Annotated in this window: 17 protein-coding genes; 14 read left to right on the top strand and 3 right to left on the bottom strand. The window is 56.6% G+C overall.

The window, feature by feature from the left end:
- Window positions 1-45 precede the first annotated feature (45 nt).
- Window positions 46-1809 (top strand): chloride channel protein, encoded by a 1764-nt coding sequence (locus AC3FKH_RS13495; RefSeq protein ID WP_488676194.1) that lies wholly within the window; start codon window positions 46-48, stop codon window positions 1807-1809.
- Between the two features lie 10 nt (window positions 1810-1819).
- Here AC3FKH_RS13495 and AC3FKH_RS13490 read toward each other — a convergent pair whose 3' ends face one another.
- Window positions 1820-2242, bottom strand: a complete 423-nt coding sequence (locus AC3FKH_RS13490; protein WP_483730104.1) for an Lrp/AsnC family transcriptional regulator — start codon at window positions 2240-2242, stop codon at window positions 1820-1822.
- A 157-nt stretch (window positions 2243-2399) separates the two neighbouring features.
- Between AC3FKH_RS13490 and AC3FKH_RS13485 the strand changes: the two genes are divergently transcribed.
- Together AC3FKH_RS13485 and ocd are read left to right on the top strand one after the other, a co-directional pair.
- On the top strand, window positions 2400-3290 hold the full coding sequence (locus tag AC3FKH_RS13485) for a dimethylarginine dimethylaminohydrolase family protein (protein ID WP_488676192.1): 891 nt from the start codon (window positions 2400-2402) through the stop codon (window positions 3288-3290).
- 31 nt (window positions 3291-3321) lie between these two features.
- Complete coding sequence (gene ocd / locus AC3FKH_RS13480; protein WP_488676190.1) at window positions 3322-4410, top strand: ornithine cyclodeaminase; 1089 nt, start codon at window positions 3322-3324, stop codon at window positions 4408-4410.
- Between the two features lie 34 nt (window positions 4411-4444).
- Here ocd and AC3FKH_RS13475 read toward each other — a convergent pair whose 3' ends face one another.
- Window positions 4445-5041, bottom strand: a complete 597-nt coding sequence (locus AC3FKH_RS13475; protein ID WP_488676189.1) for a helix-turn-helix domain-containing protein — start codon at window positions 5039-5041, stop codon at window positions 4445-4447.
- Between the two features lie 599 nt (window positions 5042-5640).
- The gene (locus AC3FKH_RS13470) at window positions 5641-5850 is read right to left on the bottom strand and encodes a hypothetical protein (RefSeq protein WP_488676187.1); all 210 of its coding nucleotides are present in this window, start codon (window positions 5848-5850) and stop codon (window positions 5641-5643) included.
- A gap of 658 nt (window positions 5851-6508) precedes the next feature.
- Here AC3FKH_RS13470 and AC3FKH_RS13465 point away from each other — a divergent pair.
- From AC3FKH_RS13465 to AC3FKH_RS13415, 11 genes are all read left to right on the top strand, one after another.
- Window positions 6509-7642, top strand: coding sequence for a polysaccharide biosynthesis/export family protein (locus AC3FKH_RS13465; protein ID WP_488676186.1), 1134 nt, complete (start codon window positions 6509-6511; stop codon window positions 7640-7642).
- Window positions 7639-8076, top strand: a complete 438-nt coding sequence (locus AC3FKH_RS13460) for a low molecular weight protein-tyrosine-phosphatase (protein WP_488676184.1) — start codon at window positions 7639-7641, stop codon at window positions 8074-8076. Before AC3FKH_RS13465 ends, AC3FKH_RS13460 begins: the two co-directional genes overlap by 4 nt.
- A gap of 20 nt (window positions 8077-8096) precedes the next feature.
- Window positions 8097-10334 (top strand): polysaccharide biosynthesis tyrosine autokinase, encoded by a 2238-nt coding sequence (locus tag AC3FKH_RS13455; RefSeq protein WP_488676182.1) that lies wholly within the window; start codon window positions 8097-8099, stop codon window positions 10332-10334.
- A 281-nt stretch (window positions 10335-10615) separates the two neighbouring features.
- A complete protein-coding gene (locus tag AC3FKH_RS13450) occupies window positions 10616-12067 on the top strand; it encodes a mannose-1-phosphate guanylyltransferase/mannose-6-phosphate isomerase (RefSeq protein ID WP_488676180.1) in 1452 nt (483 codons plus the stop codon).
- A complete protein-coding gene (locus AC3FKH_RS13445) occupies window positions 12060-12986 on the top strand; it encodes a GDP-L-fucose synthase family protein (RefSeq protein ID WP_488676289.1) in 927 nt (308 codons plus the stop codon). The genes AC3FKH_RS13450 and AC3FKH_RS13445 overlap by 8 nt, the downstream gene beginning before the upstream one ends.
- A gap of 34 nt (window positions 12987-13020) precedes the next feature.
- Complete coding sequence (gmd, locus tag AC3FKH_RS13440) at window positions 13021-14145, top strand: GDP-mannose 4,6-dehydratase (protein WP_488676288.1); 1125 nt, start codon at window positions 13021-13023, stop codon at window positions 14143-14145.
- An 85-nt stretch (window positions 14146-14230) separates the two neighbouring features.
- The gene (locus AC3FKH_RS13435; protein ID WP_488676178.1) at window positions 14231-15919 is read left to right on the top strand and encodes a cytidylyltransferase domain-containing protein; all 1689 of its coding nucleotides are present in this window, start codon (window positions 14231-14233) and stop codon (window positions 15917-15919) included.
- 1 nt (window position 15920) lies between these two features.
- Complete coding sequence (locus AC3FKH_RS13430) at window positions 15921-16973, top strand: N-acetylneuraminate synthase family protein (RefSeq protein WP_488676176.1); 1053 nt, start codon at window positions 15921-15923, stop codon at window positions 16971-16973.
- Window positions 16974-17051: 78 nt separating this feature from the next.
- On the top strand, window positions 17052-18056 hold the full coding sequence (locus tag AC3FKH_RS13425) for a hypothetical protein (protein ID WP_488676174.1): 1005 nt from the start codon (window positions 17052-17054) through the stop codon (window positions 18054-18056).
- 113 nt (window positions 18057-18169) lie between these two features.
- Window positions 18170-19270: a hypothetical protein gene (locus AC3FKH_RS13420; protein WP_488676173.1), complete on the top strand. Its 1101-nt coding sequence runs from the start codon at window positions 18170-18172 to the stop codon at window positions 19268-19270.
- 9 nt (window positions 19271-19279) lie between these two features.
- Complete coding sequence (locus AC3FKH_RS13415; RefSeq protein WP_488676171.1) at window positions 19280-20209, top strand: glycosyltransferase; 930 nt, start codon at window positions 19280-19282, stop codon at window positions 20207-20209.
- Window positions 20210-20292 lie beyond the last annotated feature (83 nt).

Raw genomic sequence — 20292 nt, 5'->3', positions numbered from 1 at the left:
CCGCGTTGATTCTTGCCGCATCGCACAAGAATCCAAGGAGCCCCCATGCATACCGAAAAGAGTGACTATGCCGTCAGCCAGCGCCTGTTGCTGCTGTGCGGCATCGCATTGCTGATCGGCGTGGTCAGTACGCTGGCCGCCGATGTCTTGCTGAAGCTGATCCGCTTCTTCACCAACCTGTTCTTCTACCAGACGCTGTCGCTGGCCGAACGTTCGCCCGCGCACCATACGCTGGGCGCGTGGGTCATCCTCGTGCCCGCGGTAGGCGGACTGATCGTCGGCCTGATGGCGCGCTACGGCAGCGACAAGATCCGCGGCCACGGCATTCCGGAAGCGATCGAGGCCGTGCTGTTCGGCAAGAGCAAGATGTCGCCGCGCGTGGCGGTGCTCAAGCCGCTGTCGTCGGGCATCGTGATCGGCAGCGGCGGCCCGTTCGGCGCGGAAGGGCCGATCATCATGACGGGCGGCTCGCTGGCGTCGCTGCTGGCACAATACCTGCACCTGACCGCCGGCGAGCGCAAGTCGCTGCTGGTGGCGGGCGCCTGTGCCGGCATGACCGCGATCTTCGGCACGCCGGTGGCGGCGTTGCTGCTGGCGATCGAACTGCTGTTGTTCGAACTGCGCCCGCGCAGCCTGCTGCCGGTGGCGCTGGCCTGCGCGGTGGCCGGCTTCATGCGGCCGCTCTTCTTCGAGGCCGGCCCGCTGTTCCCGCTGCAGACCGCCCCGGTGGGCGCGGTGGCGCTGGGTTCGTGCCTGGTGGCCGGGCTGTTGTGCGGGATCGTCGGCGCGGCGCTCACGCTGGCGCTGTACCGGACTGAAGACGCGTTCTCGCGCCTGCCGGTGCACTGGATGTGGTGGCCCGCGATCGGCGGCCTGCTGGTCGGCATCGGCGGCTACTTCGAACCGCGCGCGCTTGGCGTCGGCTACGACGTGATCGGCGACCTGCTCAACAACCACCTGGCGATCAGCGTGGCGGTGGGCTTGCTGGTGGTCAAGGCGCTGATCTGGATCGCGGCGCTCGGTTCGGGGACCTCTGGCGGCGTGCTCGCCCCGTTGCTGATGCTCGGCGCGGGCCTGGGCACGGTGCTGGCGCCGTGGCTGCCGGGCGGCTCGCCGCAGATGTGGGCGCTGGTCTGCATGGCCGGCGTGCTGGGCAGCGTGCTGGGCGCGCCGCTGACCGCCATCGTGTTCGCGTTCGGGCTGACGCACAACACCGAGGCGCTGCTGCCGCTGCTGCTGACCACCGCGGTCGCGTACGGCTTCTCGGTGCTGACCATGAAGCGCTCGATCATGACCGAGAAGATTGCGCGGCGCGGCCTGCATATCTATCGCGAGTACGGCGTTGATCCACTCGAGCGAGCCCATGTGGCCGAGCTGATGACGCGCGAGGTCATCGCTATCGAGGCAGACCTGCCGGTGGCCGACGCGACGACGCGCTATTTCGGCGAGCATGCGGCGCACCGCGCCTATCCGGTGGTGTCGGATGGCCGCGTGCTGGGCATGCTGGATCGCGCCACGGTGCGCGGCGCCTCCGCGGGATCGGCGCCGTCAGACCTGCGCTGCCGCGACCTGCTGGTCGCGCAGGCCCAGGTGCTGGTGCCGTCCCAGACCGCGCGCGCGGCGGCCGGCAGCATGGCCGCGTCGAGCGTGGCGCGGCTGCCCGTGGTGGAAAGCACCGACACCATGCGTCTGATCGGCATTGTTTCGCTGCGCGACCTGCTGCGGCCGAGCGGCCAGGTCTTCCATGAGGAATTCAGCCGCGAACGCCTGCGCGGCGCCGCGACGGCCAAGCTGAGCGCTACGCGTTAAACGGCGAGCGCTAAAGCTTGTAGGTCGACAGCAGGATGCTGGTCTCGGTGGCGCCGATGCCATCGATCAGCCGGATGCGGTCCAGCGTGCGGTCGAACGCTTCCAGCGTATCGGCGCGCAGTTCCGCGATGATGTCCCAGCGGCCATTGGTGGTGTGCAGCGCCTGCACATTCGGCTCGCCGCGCAAGGCCTGCAGCACGCTGCGGGCCTTGTTGCCTTCCACTGCCACCGTCATCCACGCGCGGATGCGGTGCGGCTCGGCGTCTGGCCGCAGCCGCACCGTATAGCCGACGATCAGGCCTTCCTTCTCCAGTTTGTCGATGCGGTTCTGCACGGTCGCGCGCGACACGCGCAGCGCCTGTGCCAGTGCCGTGACAGGCGTGCGCGCGTTGTCGCGCAGCAGGGACAGCAGTTGGTGATCGATGGCATCCATGGGGGCTTGGCGTTTCGCTGACGAGGATTGGCGTTTTGCGCATTCGATGCGGCATTTTGCGCAAGTTGCTGGCTATTAGTTAACACCGGCCGGCACCAGAATGCAATCGAACCACCACTGCCCAGCAGCCCGCCACCGACGACCCCAAGGAGCCGCCGTGATCACCACCCCTACCATCCTGCTTGTCGAACCCACGTTCTACGATGTGTCCTACAGCATCAACCCGTGGATGGATCCGCAAGCCTGGGCGCGCGATCCGCGCGGCATGCACCGCAATGCCAGCCGCGCCTTTGACGCGTTGCACGATGCGCTGCGCCTGTCCGGCTTCACGGTGGAACTGGCGCCGGGCTTCCCGGGCGTGCCGGACATGGTCTTCCCGGCCAACGCCGCGGTGGTGCTCGATGGACGCGCCGTGCTGGCGCGCTTCCGCTACCCGCAGCGGCGCGGCGAAGAGGCGCCGTTCGCCAGCATCTTCGACAGCCTGCGACAACGCGGCCTGATCGATGAAGTCATGCAACTGCCGGCTGGCTGCTACCAGGAGGGCGCGGGCGACTGCATCTGGGATGCGAGCCGCGGCCACTTCTGGGCCGGCTTCGGTCCGCGTTCCTCGCGCGAGGCGGCCGATGCCATGTCGGCCCGCTTCGGCCACGAAGTGGTGGCACTGGAACTGGCCACCCAGCACAGTTACCACCTCGACGTCTGCTTCTGCCCGCTGTCGGGCGGGGACGTGCTGTACTACCCGCCGGCTTTCACTGACGCGTCGCTGCGCGAGTTGCGCGCGCGCGTGCCGGCCAGCCTGCGCATCGAGGCGACCGAGGATGACCTGCGCCACTTCAGCGTGAACGCCGTCAACCTGCACGACCAGGTGGTGATGACCCGCACCACGCCGCACCTGCGCGCCGAACTCGGCGGACGCGGTTACTACCTGCGCGAAGTCGACCTGTCGCCGTTCATGCTGTCCGGCGGCGGCGCCTATTGCATGACCTTGCGGCTGGACCGCAGCAGCGGGGCGGTCAACACCACCCGCACGACCCGCGCGGCAGCGTGAACGGGCACTACGGAGAATCAGGGAGTCCACCATGAAAGACACCGCCATGACCCGCTTCCTGGACGCCACGGACGTCGCCAGAATGGTTGGCGCCATCGGCGTGCCGGCGGCCCTTGCGCAACTGGCCGAGCACGTGCGCCAGGATTTCCTGCGCTGGGAACAGTTCGAGAAATCGGCTCGGCTGGCCAGCCATTCGCCGCTCGGCGTGATCGAGCTGATGCCCGTGAGCGACGGCGTGCAGTATGCGTTCAAGTATGTGAACGGCCATCCGCGCAACGCGCGCTTCGCCATGCCGACCGTGATGGCCTGCGGCATGCTGGCCGAAGTCGAGACCGGCTTCCCGCTGATGCTGGCCGACCTGACCCTGGCCACGGCGCTGCGCACTGCCGCCACCGCGGCGCTGGCCGCGCGTGCGATGGCACGACCCGACAGCACGGTGATGGCCCTGATCGGCAACGGCGCGCAGGCCGAGTTCCAGGCGCTGGCTTTCCACGCCATGCTGAACGTGCGCGAAGTCCGTGCCTATGACATCGACCGCGACGCCACCGCGCGGCTGGCACGCAATCTCGCGGGCGTTCCAAGCCTGACCATCGTTCCCGTGGACAGCGTGCAGGCCGCGCTGGCCGGCGCGGACATCGTCACCACGGTCACCGCCGACAAGACGCGCGCGACGATCCTGACGCCCGACATGGTGCGCCCGGGCATGCACCTGAACGCCATCGGCGGCGACTGCCCGGGCAAGACGGAACTGCACGCGGACATCCTGCGCCGCGCGCGCATCGTGGTGGAGTACGAACCGCAGACGCGGCTCGAAGGCGAGATCCAGCAACTCGCGCCCGATGCGCCGGTCACCGAACTCTGGCAGGTGCTGTCAGGGCGCGCACCGGGGCGCGCAGTCGGACCCGATGCCGCGGACGAAGTGACGATCTTCGATTCGGTCGGGTTTGCGCTGGAAGATTATTCGGCCCTGCGCTGGCTGTATGCCACCGCGCGTGCGCGCCATGCAGGCAGGCACATCGAGCTGGTGGCCATGCCGAAGGACCCGCGCAACCTGTTTGGCTGGATGATGGAAGCGCAGGCGCCGCTCCCGGCGACATCGCGAGAGACGGTGCCGGCCTGACCGGCCTGCGCCGCGGGCAACCATGGCGGAGGCTTCAGCCCCCGCGGCCCATCATCAATTGCGCGCGCAGAAAGCCCTTGACCTCTTCGAGCGAGGGCGTCTTCAGGAACACCATGATGCCCCAGTGCTGCAGCGCATCGGCCACGCCGTCATAGGCCTGACGATTGGTGATGACCGCAAACACCACGTGCAGGCTGGAGAAGAAGTTCTGCAGCTTCTCGATGGTGGCGGACTCGGTGTCGTTCAGTTCCTCGACGTAGTACAGCACCACGCGCGGGTGCGCGCTGACGGAGGTAATGACGGTGTCGAGGACGTCCTCTACCACCGCGGCGCGTAGCGGCAGACCCCACTTGCCGAGCTGGCCGTGGATGCGCTGCGCTTCCTGGTGATTCGGGTGGAACACCACCAGATCGAGTTCATGCTCGGCCGGCGGCGAACTGCCGACCCGTGTAGCCAGCAGGTTGTGGACGGTTTCCTTATGGATGCGGCGATGGCCGCCGTTGGTTTTCCATGCCCCCAGTTCGCCGCGTTCCACCATCTTTTGAACGGTGCCTAGCGAGACATTGAGAAGCTTCGCCGCGGTGCGCGTACTGTAATAGGCCTTTTCAGCCACAGCAGTATTCTTTGGCATGTGCATCACCCGTGATGAATGAGAGAAAAAGGACTGCACTCGTGTGGTGCTCTTACACCAGCTTTTCCAGAACTTCCGGAAGGCTGGCCCTTGCCGCCTCATGGCGGCTCCCCCGACTGGACTGCGTTACCGCAGCTTTGGCTCCAGCTTCAACAACCTGGCATCCGCACCAATGGACTGGCGTGTAGCGCCAGCGCGCGTGATTAAGGTCTAAGAGCCCTTACGTAAATCCCCCAAACGGGGGATGTCACGACAGGCATGATATGCCCTCTTGCGAAAAATGCCACAGTCTGACACGTATTATTACGATCTGGTTCCGGCACTTCTATGACTTAGCGCACATTTGGGGGTTTTGGACGACAAGCGCCCCGCCCCGGATGTTCGTAAAACATCGCGGGGGAGCCCTCGCCCGCGAAGGACGGGGACTCAGGCTGCAGGGGAGCGGGGTTGCGAAGAAGAGGAGAGATCGCCCGGCCAGCCTAGTTCTCCGGCGCCAACACGGCGCAGGCTAAGCGGGAGGTTCAGTACAGGGCCGGGTAAAGCAGAAAAAAGGCACCTCTGGCACGGGTAACCATGGCACCGAAACTTTGCGGGAATTGTCAGGAGTAGCTCTTTACCAGCTTGGACTTGAGCGGCCAGCGCTTGGCGGCCAGGATCCAGATGCACAGCAGTGGCCCCAGGATGGGCACCAGCGAAAGGTAGGCATACGCCGGCGGGAAGTGGGCTTGCCGAAATACCCGCTGGAACGGCACGAACCACGCGAGTTCGAACACCATCAGGGCTAGCAGAAGGGCGGGGGCGCTGTTCATGGGAAAAGAGGCTGCTTCGGGTCGCTGTTCACGGATTATGAGAACGCATTTTGTGCACTGCACTCCCTCCTTGAGTGGGGTAAGCCTAAAGAATCCGGCGTAACGGCCGTCCGCGCGCCTCCTGAGCGGATTGTGCGACGCAGCAATTCCTTGACTGGTAGCCATTTTTGGCACTTTGCGTGTCATTTCTGACATTTATTACGCTATCCCGGCGCCCCGTTCGGGCGCCGTCGCGCCTTTGCAACTCACCCATTCGGGTGTTGCCAGTCCGCAGGTCTCCTGCGAAAACAACGCGCTGCGCGGATGGCAGGGCGTGGTGACAATGTTGTGTTTCCCAGACATGAATTCGACCTGTTGCAATGCGGGAAAACCCATGGTCACCCCAAGGTCGAAATGCTAAAATGGCCAAATTCGAAAAAATTGCGTGAAAAGCTAAACGCAATGCACGTCCAGGGCGGCCGCCACGCGGCGGATAGGCGACAAAGCCTGATCCATGTTGCTGGGTAGGGGATTAGGTGGGTAAGCCGGCGGTACGGCTTTGCACCAAGCGCGCCGGGAAGACATGCAAAGCGTTGTACAGATGCCGCTGCCACAGCGACCGGCAAGCGCATTGCTTCAAACGTCTTCGGCGTAATGTCAACTTTTGAAGACGTATTGAATGCTGTCAAGACTTCTGAGTTTCCGTCGAGGGCTGGTCGCTATCGCAGTGGTTCCCGTGCTGGCATCCTGCGCGCTGGCGCCGGGCATGCGCTTTGATCCTCAGCGCCCGCTGAATCCGGAGGACCCGAATTCGGTACCGAAAGTCACGCTGATTACGCCTGAGGTGGTAAGGGCGCAGAAGGCCGCGGCCCGTCCGACCAATGATGGCGTCGAAGAACTGTTTGGCACGCCGCAGCCGTATGTGATTGGCGCGGGCGACATCTTGTCCATCGTGGTGTGGGACCACCCGGAGCTAGTCTTCCCGACGCAGACCTATTCGATTGGTGCTGCGTATGACATTCCGAACTACAGCGGCGCCGCCAACGTACCGGGCTATGTGGTCAGCCCGGCCGGCACCATCCAGTTCCCCTATGCGGGCGTGGTCAAGGTCGTTGGCAAGACGCCCGATCAGGTGCGCGGTGAACTGAGCGTCGCGCTCAAGAACATCGTCACCATGCCCCAGCTCACGGTCCGGGTGCTTGCCTATCGCAGCAAGCGGATCTACCTGGACGGTGAAGTCAAAGTTCCGGGCCCGCAGAACATCGATGACGTCCCCATGACCCTGGTGGAGGCACTGAATCGTGCCGGCGGTGTGAATGTGACGACGGGCGACAACAGCCGCGTCCGCATCAGCCGCGGTGGCAAGAATTACTACGTCAATATCCCCGCTTTGCTGCAGCAAGGCGTTGACCCCGCCAATGTCCTGCTTCGCTCCGGCGACATCGTTCGCGTGGAACAGCGTGAGGACAGCAAGGTGTTTGTCGCGGGTGAAGTGGTACGGCCCTCTACCGTATTGCCGCGCAACGGGCGGCTGACGCTGAACGAGGCCATTGGTGAAGTGGGCGGGCTGAACCCGATCTCGGCGGATGCAAAGGAAGTCTACGTTATCCGCAAGAGCACCGACGGCGAAGCGGAAGTATTCCATCTGGATGGCAAGTCGCCTGTGTCGTTGGCCTTGGCGGAAGCGTTTGAGTTGAAGCCTAAGGACGTCGTGTATGTCGACGCCGCTGGGGTGGTGCGCTGGAGCCGCGTGATCAACCAGTTGATCCCGAGCGCCAATTTCTTCAATTCGACTGCGAATACGTTGAAATGATTAAGCGCGTGCTTGTTGTTTGTATTGGGAATATTTGTCGCAGTCCGATGGCGGAAGGGTTGCTGCGCGAGGCATTGCCCGAATTGAACGTCTTTTCTGCCGGGCTTGGCGCACTGGTGGGCAAGCCTGCTGATGCGACGGCCATCGAGCTTGCCACCGAGACTGGCGTTGATATCTCGCAGCATCGCGCCCAGCAGCTCACCAGCGTGCTGGCCGGTCAGGCAGACCTGATTCTTGTGATGGATAGCGAACAGAAGGCGGAGATTCAGCGCCGTTATCCAGCTGCGTCCGGTAAGGTCTTCCGCCTCGGTGAAGTCGGCAAGTTCGATATTGACGACCCTTATCGCAAGCCGCGGGCTGCGTTCGAACATTCCTTTCAACTCATCCAACAGGGCGTGAGTGCGTGGGTGCCCCGCATTCGGGCACTCGCTTAACCGCATCGGCAGTTTGACTTATGAGCCAGAATCTCCCTTACGTTCCAGTTGCTGGACAGCAGACGCCGGATGACGAGATTGATCTCGTGCGCTATCTGGATGTGCTGCTGGCAAATCGGTGGTTGATCGCGAGCATTGCAGCTGTAGTGCTGGTGCTTGGTATTGCCTACGCTTTGCTCGCACCTCCGGTCTACGAGGCCGACATCCTTGTTCAGGTGGAAGACAACCCTAACAGTGCCAACAGCCTGTTAGGCGACGTTTCTTCCCTCTTTGACGTCAAGACTCAAGCTACGGCCGAGATCGAGCTACTGCGTTCGCGTATGGTCGTAGGCAAGGCGGTGGACAACCTGCGCCTATTTATTGACGCGCAGCCAAAGTACTTTCCATTTATCGGGTCCTGGATTGCTAGGCGGTCCAAGGGGCTTTCCGAGCCGGGACTGGTCGGCATCGGTGGCTACGCTTGGGCAGCAGAGTCCATCAAGGTCAGCCTGTTCGATGTTCCGGAAGAACTGGAGGACGAGAAATTCATTCTGACTGCATTGGGCGATGGTCGCTTCCGGTTAGAGCAGAGCAGCCTGGATAAACCCATCGAGGGCAAGGTGGGTGAATCCTTGCAGGTCAGCCAGAGCATTGGCGCCATCAGTTTGCTTGTGGCAGAACTGAAGGCAAAGCCAGGCATTGCATTTACGGTGATTCGAGGGTCCCGTCTGAAGACTCTGGAAGAATTGCAAGATAAGCTGAAGATCGCAGAAAAGGGTAAGCAGAGCGGAATTATTGGAGCCTCGCTGGAAGGTAAGAACCCTGCGCTTACCGCCGCCATCCTGAACGAGATTGGCGAGGAATATGTTGCCCAAAACATCAGACGTAAGGCTGCTGAGGCCGAAAAGTCGCTCGTTTTTCTTGGTGACATGCTTCCCCAATTGAAGCGTGAACTTGAACAAGCTGAAGTCAAATACAACGCTATGCGCAATAAGCGCGGCACCTTCGATCTAAGCGAAGAGGGCAAGGCTTTCCTGCAGCAAAGTGTGGCGGCCGAATCCGGGATTCAAGATTTAAAGCAGAAGCGCGCAGAACTGGTCACACGGTTTGCGCCGGGGCATCCGGCCCTTCAGGCAATTGATCAGCAGATAGCGGCATTGACGGCAAAGGCAGGTGGTATTGAGAGCCGAGTCAAGACGCTGCCAAATCTTGAGCAGGACACGCTGCGCTTGATGCGCGATGTTCAGGTTAATAATGATCTCTATGTTGGCTTGCTGAACAATATGCAGCAACTCAAGCTGGTAAAAGCCGGCAAAGTGGGGAATGTGCGGCTCGTTGACAATTCGCCAGTTCCCGAGGTGCCGGTTAAGCCTAAAGCGTTGTTGATAGTTCCATTGGCCGCGATCATTGGGTTGGTACTGGGCGTAGCCGCCGCATTCATTCGCGAAGCCCTTTATGGAGGCATTACGGACGCCCAGGATATCGAGCAGCATACCGGGCTCAACGTGTATGCCACCGTTCCACTATCCCATGCCCAAAACTCACTGGCAAGTGAACTCCGCACCCGCAAGCGGGGACAATATCTGCTTGCAGAACGGTATCCCAACGAGCCATCCATCGAGAGCCTGCGCAGCCTGCGGACCGCACTTCAATTTGCCATGCTGGATGCGGATAACAACCGCGTCTTGTTGACCGGCCCTACGCCAGGGGTCGGCAAATCCTTCATCTCCGCCAACCTGGCAGCGGTAATGGCCTCAGGCGGCAAGCGCGTACTGCTCGTCGATGCCGACATGCGCAAGGGCTATCTCAATCAGTATTTCGGCAAGGACCGTAACCCGGGCTTATCGGATGTGCTCGCCGGAAACACCACTCTGGACGATGTAATCCATCGCGACGTTGCCACTAATCTGGACCTGATCAGCACCGGCACGATTCCTCCGAATCCTTCCGAACTGCTCCTGAATGAACGCATGGTGCAACTGCTGGATCGCTTCAGTGAGCGCTATGACCTTGTGCTGATCGATACACCGCCTGTTCTGGCTGTGGCGGACACAGCGGTTCTTGCAGCCCGCTGCGGCACTGTATTCCTGGTGACCCGATTTGAGACCACCACCATTGGCGAGGTGACCGAGAGTGCAAAACAGTTGAGTCATGCAAAGGCAGACGTGAAGGGCGTGATTTTCAATGGCCTGAACCCCAATGCCTTCCGCTATGGCTATGGCTCCAAATATGGGCGCTATCGCTATGCCTATTACGGCTATGCGGCCAATCCGGAGTAAACGAAGTAATCGCGCCAAGGCCGATTAAATACGGCGCGGATGGGCAGCGGCAGACTGCCTCGCGTCGCGGTGAGCGGAAAAAAGCTACCCCGCCACCATAGCCTCAATAGTGAGGCCACGATAAAAAAGACGCTTACTTGTGCTGGTAAGCGCTGCAGCGCTAATGCAGTGAGCCGGCACGATTTCAAAGACGGGACGCGCCGCCATGTTGGGCGGCGCGAGCGAGGGGCTGCCTGTCGCCTTGGGGCTCCGTATCTTTGGTTGTTTGTAGGAGTGCAAGGATGGACGCCTCGACCGTCATCGTCCCCGTTGTGCTGTGCGGGGGCTCGGGAACTCGCTTATGGCCGCATTCGCGCGAAGGATATCCCAAGCAGTTTCTTCGCCTCTTGGGGGAGCGCTCGCTATTACAAGACACGCTTCTCCGTGCGAGCGCCATCCCCGGCGCCGTCAGCCCGATGCTTGTCTCCAACCACATGCACCGCTTCATGGTAGCGGAGCAGGCGCGCGAGGTTGGCGTACATGATGCCGCGTTGATCCTCGAACCGCATGCCCGCAACACTGCGCCGGCCGCTGCTGCTGCGGCGCTGCACGCCATGGCCGGAGGTAATGATCCCTTGCTGCTGCTGGTGCCGGCAGACCACGCGATACGAGACACGCAGGCCTTTGTGCGAGCCATCTCCGCCGGTATTCGGGCCGCTCAAGACGGCGCTATTGTCACGTTTGGCATTGTTCCGACGGAGCCGGCCACCGGCTACGGCTATATCAAGGCGGGTGCGCCTGAACATGGCACCGCCTTTGGGGTTGAGCGCTTCGTCGAGAAACCGTCGCGGAAAATTGCTGAACAATACCTTTGTGAAGGCGGCTACTTCTGGAACAGCGGCATGTTCCTGTTCCGCGCCTCGTCCTATTTAGCCGAGCTGGAGACCTACGCTCCGGAAATCTCCAAGGCAGTACGAGTAGCCGTTTCGCAAGGCAATCAGGACCTCGATTTTTTCCGGCTACACGCAGAAAGCTTTGCATGCTGCCCGAGCGACTCCATCGACTATGCGGTAATGGAACACACTCAGCGCGCCTGCCTGGTGCCGATGGCCGCACAGTGGAGCGACGTGGGATCGTGGGATTCCGTGTGGCAAGCCAGCGACAAGACCGAAGATGGCAACGTTGCCGTGGGCGACGTGCTTATGCACGAGACGAAAAACAGTCTGATCCACGCGTCGCATCGCCTGGTGGCGGTCGCCGGCCTGGAGGGCGTGATGGTGCTGGAGACCTCTGATGCCGTTCTTGTGCTCGACCGAAACAAGGCGCAGGACGTGAAGGCGCTGGTCGAGCGTGTGCGAAAAGAGGAAAGAACCGAAGCCACCGAGCATCGCAATGTGTACCGGCCATGGGGTGCCTACGACTCCGTGGACAGCGGCGATCGATATCAGGTCAAGCGCATTACCGTCAAGGCGGGCGCCAAGCTATCCCTGCAGTTGCATCACCATCGAGCAGAGCACTGGATCGTAGTCAAGGGAACGGCCCGCGTGACGTGCGGTGCGCAGACCTTTCTGCTTACTGAAAACCAGTCTACGTACATCCCGCTTGGTACAGTCCATCGCCTTGAAAACGCCGGAAAAATCCCGCTCGAACTAATCGAAGTGCAGAGCGGCGCGTACCTTGGTGAAGACGACATTGTGCGATTTGAAGACACGTATGGCCGACAACAAGCAACTGACTTACTCAAATATGAATAAGAGCGCCAAAATATTCGTTACCGGTCACCGCGGCATGGTAGGCAGCGCTATCGTGCGCTGGCTGCAAGCGGCTGGTTACTCGCAAATTCTGACGCGTACACATGCTGAACTGGACCTTCTTGACCAGCAGGCGGTGCATGCCTTTTTGGCGGCCGAGAAGCCAGACTACATCTTCCTAGCTGCCGCTAAGGTGGGAGGTATTCAGGCAAATAATGAGTATCGTGCTGAATTTCTCTATCAAAACCTGCTGATTGAGGCCAATCTGATCCACGGTGCCCATCTAGCGGGCGTGCAGCGACTTATGTTCCTCGGCTCCAGTTGCATCTATCCGCGGAACTGTGCTCAACCGATCAAGGAAGAGCATCTGTTGACTGGGCCGCTTGAACAGACCAACGAGCCCTATGCCATTGCCAAGATCGCCGGCATCAAGTTGTGCGAGAGCTACAACCGGCAGTATGGCCGCCAGTACGTCAGTGTCATGCCGACCAATCTCTATGGACCAAATGATAACTACGACCTTGCAAATAGCCATGTGCTGCCCGCGCTGATCCGCAAGGCACATGAAGCAAGCCTTCGTGGCGATAGTGAATACGTGGTATGGGGAAGTGGGACCCCACGCCGAGAGTTCCTATACGTGGATGATCTAGCGGAAGCATGCGTGTACCTGATGGAGCGGGGCTACGACGGCCCACTGGTTAACATCGGTACTGGTCAGGACGTAACCATCAGCGAACTCGCTCAAACTGTTATGGATGTGGTGGGTTTCCAAGGCCGCATCGTTTACGACGTAAATAAGCCCGATGGCACTCCGCGCAAACTACTAGACGTAAGCCGAATAGCGTCCCTGGGTTGGTCCGCACGCACATCGTTACGCGATGGGATACGGCTGGCTTATGACGCAGCGTCATTCCGTCAATAACCCGCGGCTTAAAATTCCCGGAAATAAAACTCTTATGGCTTCCAATAAGGTTGCACTAATAACCGGTATCACCGGTCAGGATGGGTCCTATCTTGCCGAATTCTTGCTGGAAAAGGGATATATCGTTCATGGTATCAAACGCCGGGCCAGTTCGTTCAATACCTCCAGAGTGGATCACATTTATCAGGATCCCCACGTTAGTCATCGAAATTTCGTGCTGCACTACGGTGACCTGAGCGACAGTACCAACCTGATCCGTATAGTGCAGCAAACACAGCCGGATGAGGTGTATAACCTCGGCGCGCAGAGCCATGTGGCCGTCAGCTTTGAGTCGCCGGAATATACGGCGGATGTGGATGCGCTGGGAACGCTGCGCCTGCTTGAAGCGATTCGGATCCTGGGACTCGAAAAGAAGACGCGCTTCTATCAGGCATCCACATCAGAGCTATACGGCTTGGTGCAGGAGACTCCTCAAAAAGAGACAACCCCCTTTTATCCGCGTAGCCCATACGCTGCGGCGAAGCTTTACGCTTATTGGATCACCGTCAATTACCGGGAATCCTACGGCATGTATGCCTGTAATGGGATCTTGTTCAATCACGAAAGTCCTCGTCGCGGTGAAACGTTCGTGACACGCAAGGTTACTCGTGGTCTAGCAAATATAGCCCAAGGTCTCGATAGTTGTCTTTACATGGGTAACTTGGATGCGCTTCGCGATTGGGGGCATGCGCAGGACTACGTACGCATGCAATGGTTGATGTTGCAGCAGGAGCAACCTGAAGACTTCGTGATTGCAACGGGAAAGCAAGTGAGCGTCCGTGAGTTTATTCGGCAAAGCGCCAAGCATTTGGGCATTACCCTTCGCTTTGAAGGTAGCGGAGTCCAGGAAATCGCGCTGGTGGAGAGCATTGACGGTGACAAAGCACCGGCACTTACAGTGGGCGACGTGATCGTCAAGGTCGATACTCGATATTTTCGGCCCGCCGAGGTTGAAACCCTGCTCGGAGACCCCGCGAAGGCGAAAGCGAAATTAGGTTGGGAGCCGGAGATCACTCTTGATGAAATGATTGCGGAGATGATGAGATATGACTTGGATAACGCAAGACGACATGCGCTATTGAAGCAACATGGCTTCGATGTCACGATGAACGTGGAGTAACGAAATCATGCGTGGAACTATGTTTCCGGGGCACATCGCGTCAAGTTGCAAATAGATTGATCCAATAATCTACCGAGTCGAAATTATGCTTACGTCATCAAAAGATGAATCGCGGAAAAAAATCGAATCAATCGCGATCATCCCCGCGCGCGGGGGGTCCAAAGGTGTTCCACGAAAGAACCTTCGTCCCTTAAATGGAAAGCCTCTAATCTATTACACAATATCCAAATGTTTGGATTCAGGGTGCTTCAGTTCCGTTGTGGTATCAACGGATGATGATGAAATCGCACTGATGGCAGATAGATTTGGGGCCACCGTGATTCATCGACCCAGTGATCTTGCGGGGGACTTGATCACGCTAGATCCAGTTATTCGTCATGCCGTTGAAGCCATCGAAGCAAACACCGGGCACACATTCGATGTGGTCGTTACAGTCCAGCCAACAGCACCTCTTCTAAGTAAGGAAGACCTTCGAAGGACGTTGTCGGCGTTCGAGCAGAATGCATTGATTGATAGCGTTATTTCGGTCGTTGACGATCGTCATCTATGCTGGACCGTTGAAGATCAAGAACCTCGTCCAGTCTATGAACGGCGCGTTAACAGGCAGCAACTTCCTGCAAATTTCCGCGAGACTGGCGCCGTCATAGCTTGTCGCAGGCGAATGCTTGATTCTGGAAGTCGTATTGGCGCTAAAGTAAACTTGCTCGAAGTTCCCCGCGAGCGAAGCATTGATATTGACGGCGATCTTGACTTCTTTATTTGCGAGTCCATTCTTCGGAGAAGGCGCGTCGTATTTAGTGTTGTCGGCCGGCCTGTGCTGGGCCTGGGTCATGCATACCGAGCATTAATGATCGCCGGTGAACTCGTCGGCCACGACATCGTCTTCGTGTGTGAGGAACAGGATCAATTGGCAGCGGAGATTATTCGCGAACGAAATTATACGGTGGTAGTAGCTGGTAATGGCGATTTGCTTAACACCATACTAGCGTTAAGGCCCGACGTCGTAATAAATGATATTCTCGATACGAGCGCACAATTCATCAATGAACTGAAGAGTGCTGGCGCAAAAGTTGTAAATTTTGAGGATATTGGCGACGGCGCGGCTGAGGCGGATTTGGTTGTCAACGCGCTATATCCCCATCAAAAGCATGTCAAAAATCATTTGATCGGCGCGAGATATTTTTGCCTTCGAGACGAATTTATTCATCTCCCGAGCAAGCCATTCTCCCAAAGACCGAAGCGACTCTTGATTACGTTCGGGGGGGTTGACGAGAACAATCTGTCCAGTCGGGCTTTGGCAGCAACTGCTGACAGCATTCGTCGTCATAACCTCGGTGTGGACATTATCGTAGGCCCCGGATTTGAACATGAGGAAAAATTACGTGAATTACTTCGTCGGCTCGCTATAACTGACCTGCGCTATATCGCAAAAACCAGTCGTATCTCTTCTTATATGAGTGGCGCGGATATCGCTATCACTTCCGGCGGCAGAACGGTACTCGAACTGGCATCGGTTGGCGTGCCAACCATAGTCATCTGTCAAAATGAACGAGAGACAACGCATACGTTTGCCTCAAAGGAAAATGGGGTAAGAAATCTTGGGTTGCATGCAGACCTTAGCGATGCGGACTTGGTAGAGGTGTTTGAAGAAGTATGCAGTGACGCAGATGTGAGATTTGACATGATTTCGAAGATGAAGAATGTCGATCTCATTCGAGGAAAGCACCTTGTAATATCGGAAATTCGTGACCTCATTAATCAATCCGGTAAATAATATGAAGATCCAGGAATTTAAAGTTGGGAATTATCTTTCCCCATATATAATTGCCGAAATCGGCGTGAATCACGAGGGTTCAATGGACATGGCAAAGCGTCTAATCGACGACGCAGCCGAGGCCGGAGCTCACGCCGCTAAATTTCAAACATATAAAGCAGAAAAGTTGGCCTCGAGATACAGTCCTGCCTACTGGGACACCAGCAAAGAGCCGACCAGCAGTCAGTATGCATTGTTTAAGAAATATGACTCATTCGGTCGTAGCGAGTACGAAGCGCTAGCGGAACACTGCGGGCGTCGTGGAATTCATTTTCTCTCGACTCCATTTGACATCGAATCCGTCGATGTTCTTAATGACCTGGTTCCGGCTTTCAAAATCGCGTCAGCGGATATAACTAATATTCCGCTCTTGAGGCAGGTTGCTCGCACAGGAAAGCCGGTTATCTTGTCCACCGGCGCGTCGACATTGCCAGAAATCGAGTTGGCCGTAAGAGAATTGGCAAATTGTCGCGCGAAAAGCATTGCATTGTTACACTGCGTCTTAAATTATCCTACGCCAGTATCCGATGCTCAACTTTGGCGTATCGGCTCCCTTAAGCGGGCCTTTCCTGATTTGGAAATTGGCTATTCTGATCACGTTCCGCCCGATGCGGGGATGCCTGCGCTCGACATGGCAGTGATTCAAGGGGCAACAATAATCGAGAAACACCTCACGCACGACAAGAGTTTGCCTGGTAATGATCATTATCATGCAATGGATAAACAGGATCTTTTGGACTTCGGTCTGCGCTTGCAGACCAGCGCTGCACTTTACGGGCGCCCAGGTACTGGCTTGGAGTCACAAGCAGCCGCACGCCAGCATGCGCGGCGCAGTATCGTTGCGTCCCGGAATCTTGTAGCCGGCGAGCGTCTGACGGAGCAGGACGTAACAGTGAAGCGCCCCGCGCATGGGATTAGTCCAGTTTACTGGGATGAAGTAGTTGGCGCAGTACTCTTGGAAGACGTTGAAGAGGATCGAGCTCTTCATTGGAGAAACATCGCTCGCAATCCATAACATCGCGCGCCCCATCTCGGCCGAGGTGGGGCGCCGCCGCAGAAGAGCAGAGCTTATCAATTTGAATAGCAGATGCTTATGAACGTTTTCATAGCCCTCACGCCATATCATCTCATGCTCACCCTAACTTACGTGGACAGAGCTGAAGATGACCTTGTAGTCCTCATTGATCAAACGGGACGTCTGGCGCCATATAAAGATATTTTGCCAAAGCTATTCGTGCGAGCCGCTTATGTCGATGCGACATATCGTGGCATCCTCGACAAGTTTCTGACGCTGAATACACTAAGTTCTCGTTTTTATAGTAATTCACTTGCAAGTATTGGTGCACAACTTCGCAAGGCGCCTATTAATGAGTTGTTTGTCTTCAATGATAATGCTGTGGAAGTTCAATTTCTACTGGGTTTTCACGGCAGATCGGTAACATATATCGAGGACGGTTCTGCTCCTTATAACGAGCATTGGATCCATGCAGGCATCTTTAAGCGTACTGCATATCCGATTTTGATGGGGGGGTACTATGATTGCAATGGCGTGCTTGGTACCAGTAAGTACATTAATCGTGGATTATATTTATTCCCCTCATTAGTGCGGCCGGAAAATCGCGAACTCCCATGTGGGAAATTCGAACTTTCCGCTGACTATGAATCTAGGCTAGATAATCTTGTCTCTCTGTTTCCGGGTGTTAAAAAATTGCAGGAAATACTTGTCGGCCGTCCGACAGTCTTATTGTTGTTGCCATCCAATTTAACTTCTGTCCAGAAAAAGAACTTGACGACTCTCCTCGCGAACGAGCATGCGAAGGGGCATGTGATTTTGATCAAGAGACATCCGTTGCAAACTAGCGAGTTAAAATTCGATACTTCGTGTGAGATTGTCGAGGCGCCCAGCTACGTTCCTGCAGAGCTTCTCCCCGTGGCGGTGAAAGACCTTATGGCTGTCTACGGTTCGGAGTCGACATCATTATTGGCTTGCAAGTACCTATTCAATGAAGTTCCCGTCTACAGGTTAGCCGACGAGTCTCAAGGACGGGTAAGCCGATTTAGTGAAGTGTTGGAAGCCATCGGCGTGAGCCAGGTGTAATTAAGAATATGCCTCTGCTTATATTAGTGGCTTCTCTCGTCGCAGCTTTCTTGGGTATTTCGGCGGTTTGCAGGAAGGGATTTTTTTTCTATAGGCCAGCAACATCATTCTTTATGATTGCCGTTGTTGGATTTATTGCGCTCAATTTGACGGCGACTATCCTGTTCTTTCCAGAGCAGGATAATATTACGCCTCACGCGGTCTATGGTGTTTTCGTCATATGCTCATCAATCTATTGTGGGTATTTGTCGATTATTAGTCGACGCAAAGTGGCTGTTTACAGGACGATTGGTGGAAAACGCGTAGCCTTCCTTTTATTTGTCGGCTCAGTACCGTTTCTTTTCATCGCGGCAAGGTTTCTGATTCTCGGTCTTTCTTCCCACGACAGCATGGGCTCTGTTTCGTGGCGTGCGGCGATTTCGGGAAGTGCTCGCGGATATGAGTATCTACTTTATGATTCCGGCGCTATTCTTCTCATCGTTTTAATTGCGTTGACAGCGCAATTCGGGAAGATTCGGATGTTGGTTGCAATAGTGTTTCTTGCGGCGCTACTAGTTTATGGTGGCAGATTTTTGGCTGCATCTGCACTCATGATCGCATTCACCATCAGACTGGCAAGGCGCGGTACAAGAATCAGAATTCGGCGTGCTGTAGTTTGGGTGGTGCTTGTTTTGTTTGCATTAAATCTCTTTGCGTATCTACGCTACTCGCTTTCGGAGGATATTGAATTTTCTCCAGAGATTATGGCTGCGACAGTGTTTCGACAGCTCGCTGGTAATGTTTATGATTTTTCTATTTCGTACCAATCTGTGGATCCCGCAACGGCCGAGTCCCTGGTGAAAAAGAAAATGATGGTTGCAATGTTCCCATTTGCTTTTAAACGTGAAGAAAACGCAACGACGTTTGGTGCATATCTTGCTGAAATGGCCGACAGACCATTTGAGGTTGGTCATCGAGTAAGTGCGGTGGGAGAGGCTTATTATCTTGGTGGGTGGCTCGGACTGGTTCTTTTAACACTTTTTCTCATCGCAGTCTTTTCTTTCGCCGATCTAGCTTTAAAACGCGGGGGTGAGTCCTTTATACTTGGCTGTTCTTTGGTATTTGGAATATTTTTTTCATTTTTTATTGATATAGCCTTCTTTTTTACAACAATCTACTTGATTGGATATGTAGCTGCAATAAATAGATTGGGGTCGCTTTTTACGAGACGTTGAGGTGCATTGATGGCGCGGGTTTCGGTGGTGTTGCCGGTCTTTAATGGTATTGAGCTATTGCCACTTGCGATTGAAAGTGTGCTCAAGCAAAGCTTTCAAGATTTCGAGTTCATCATTTTAGATGACGGCTCAAGTCAGGACATCGGTTCGATTGTGGCAGCGTACGATGATCCGAGAATTCGGTTTGTTTCAAGAGAGAATAGAGGGCTCGGGGCTACTCTTAATGAGCTTATTGAGCTTGCGCGATGCGACTATATAGCGAGGATGGACGCGGACGATATTTGTGAGCTAAATCGTTTGGAGTCGCAAATTAGTTATCTCGAAAGCAATCCTGAGATTGTTTTGGTTGGTGGGCAAATACGGTTTATTGTAGGTGATCGATATTGTTCGGCCGGGCGAATGGCGATGAGTCACCATGAAATCGTTGACGAATTAATGCGGTCCCGATTTCCCCTCTGTCACCCAGCAGTCGTTTTCCGGAAATCTGCGGCTCGCAGTGTCGGTGGATATCGGGTAAATGGCGCCGGCGAAGATCTCGATTTTTTTCTCAGAATGGCCGAGGTTGGTGTGCTGGCCAATATTGCAGACCTGGTGCTAAGTTATAGGATACAGGCTCAATCCCTTAGTATGAGGCGTGCTAAGGATTTGAATAGAGGCTATGCATTCGCAGTAGAGAACGCTCGCCGCCGAAGCAGTGATCTACCAGAGTATACCTTCGAAGAGTTCGCAAAGAACATTTGGCCGCATCGCGGCAGCGCTAAGAAGGTTAAGGATGCAGTGCATAATGTTTCTGAGCGGCTTTACAGAAAAGGTTTATTGGCTAAAGGGCGACCGAGTCTTTTAGGCTACATATTCTATATGTCGTTGACGGCGCTCATGCGTCCCCGTGCGGCAATGCTTAGAATCCGACAGAGTGGTTTTATGATTTTTCGGAGTTGATTGTGCGCTTTGATTCAATCGAGTTATCCCGGAGAATTCTTGTCCCTTTCATTACTGAATGGCATAGCTAGACATGATTAGGC

It is taken from the genome of Cupriavidus sp. 21MJTG02-4, assembly GCF_057798975.1.
The sequence above is the reverse complement of the archived record's forward strand: the minus strand, read 5'-3'. Positions and strand labels throughout refer to the sequence as shown.

Coding starts and splice junctions, on each gene's coding strand:
- AC3FKH_RS13495 (WP_488676194.1), top strand. CDS start 46: ATGCATACCGAAAAGAGTGACTATGCCGTCAGCCAGCGCCTGTTGCTG.
- AC3FKH_RS13490 (WP_483730104.1), bottom strand. CDS start 2,242: ATGGATGCCATCGATCACCAACTGCTGTCCCTGCTGCGCGACAACGCG.
- ocd (WP_488676190.1), top strand. CDS start 3,322: ATGAAAGACACCGCCATGACCCGCTTCCTGGACGCCACGGACGTCGCC.
- AC3FKH_RS13475 (WP_488676189.1), bottom strand. CDS start 5,041: ATGCCAAAGAATACTGCTGTGGCTGAAAAGGCCTATTACAGTACGCGC.
- AC3FKH_RS13470 (WP_488676187.1), bottom strand. CDS start 5,850: ATGAACAGCGCCCCCGCCCTTCTGCTAGCCCTGATGGTGTTCGAACTC.
- AC3FKH_RS13465 (WP_488676186.1), top strand. CDS start 6,509: ATGCTGTCAAGACTTCTGAGTTTCCGTCGAGGGCTGGTCGCTATCGCA.
- AC3FKH_RS13460 (WP_488676184.1), top strand. CDS start 7,639: ATGATTAAGCGCGTGCTTGTTGTTTGTATTGGGAATATTTGTCGCAGT.
- AC3FKH_RS13455 (WP_488676182.1), top strand. CDS start 8,097: ATGAGCCAGAATCTCCCTTACGTTCCAGTTGCTGGACAGCAGACGCCG.
- AC3FKH_RS13450 (WP_488676180.1), top strand. CDS start 10,616: ATGGACGCCTCGACCGTCATCGTCCCCGTTGTGCTGTGCGGGGGCTCG.
- AC3FKH_RS13445 (WP_488676289.1), top strand. CDS start 12,060: ATGAATAAGAGCGCCAAAATATTCGTTACCGGTCACCGCGGCATGGTA.
- gmd (WP_488676288.1), top strand. CDS start 13,021: ATGGCTTCCAATAAGGTTGCACTAATAACCGGTATCACCGGTCAGGAT.
- AC3FKH_RS13435 (WP_488676178.1), top strand. CDS start 14,231: ATGCTTACGTCATCAAAAGATGAATCGCGGAAAAAAATCGAATCAATC.
- AC3FKH_RS13430 (WP_488676176.1), top strand. CDS start 15,921: ATGAAGATCCAGGAATTTAAAGTTGGGAATTATCTTTCCCCATATATA.
- AC3FKH_RS13425 (WP_488676174.1), top strand. CDS start 17,052: ATGAACGTTTTCATAGCCCTCACGCCATATCATCTCATGCTCACCCTA.
- AC3FKH_RS13420 (WP_488676173.1), top strand. CDS start 18,170: ATGATTGCCGTTGTTGGATTTATTGCGCTCAATTTGACGGCGACTATC.
- AC3FKH_RS13415 (WP_488676171.1), top strand. CDS start 19,280: ATGGCGCGGGTTTCGGTGGTGTTGCCGGTCTTTAATGGTATTGAGCTA.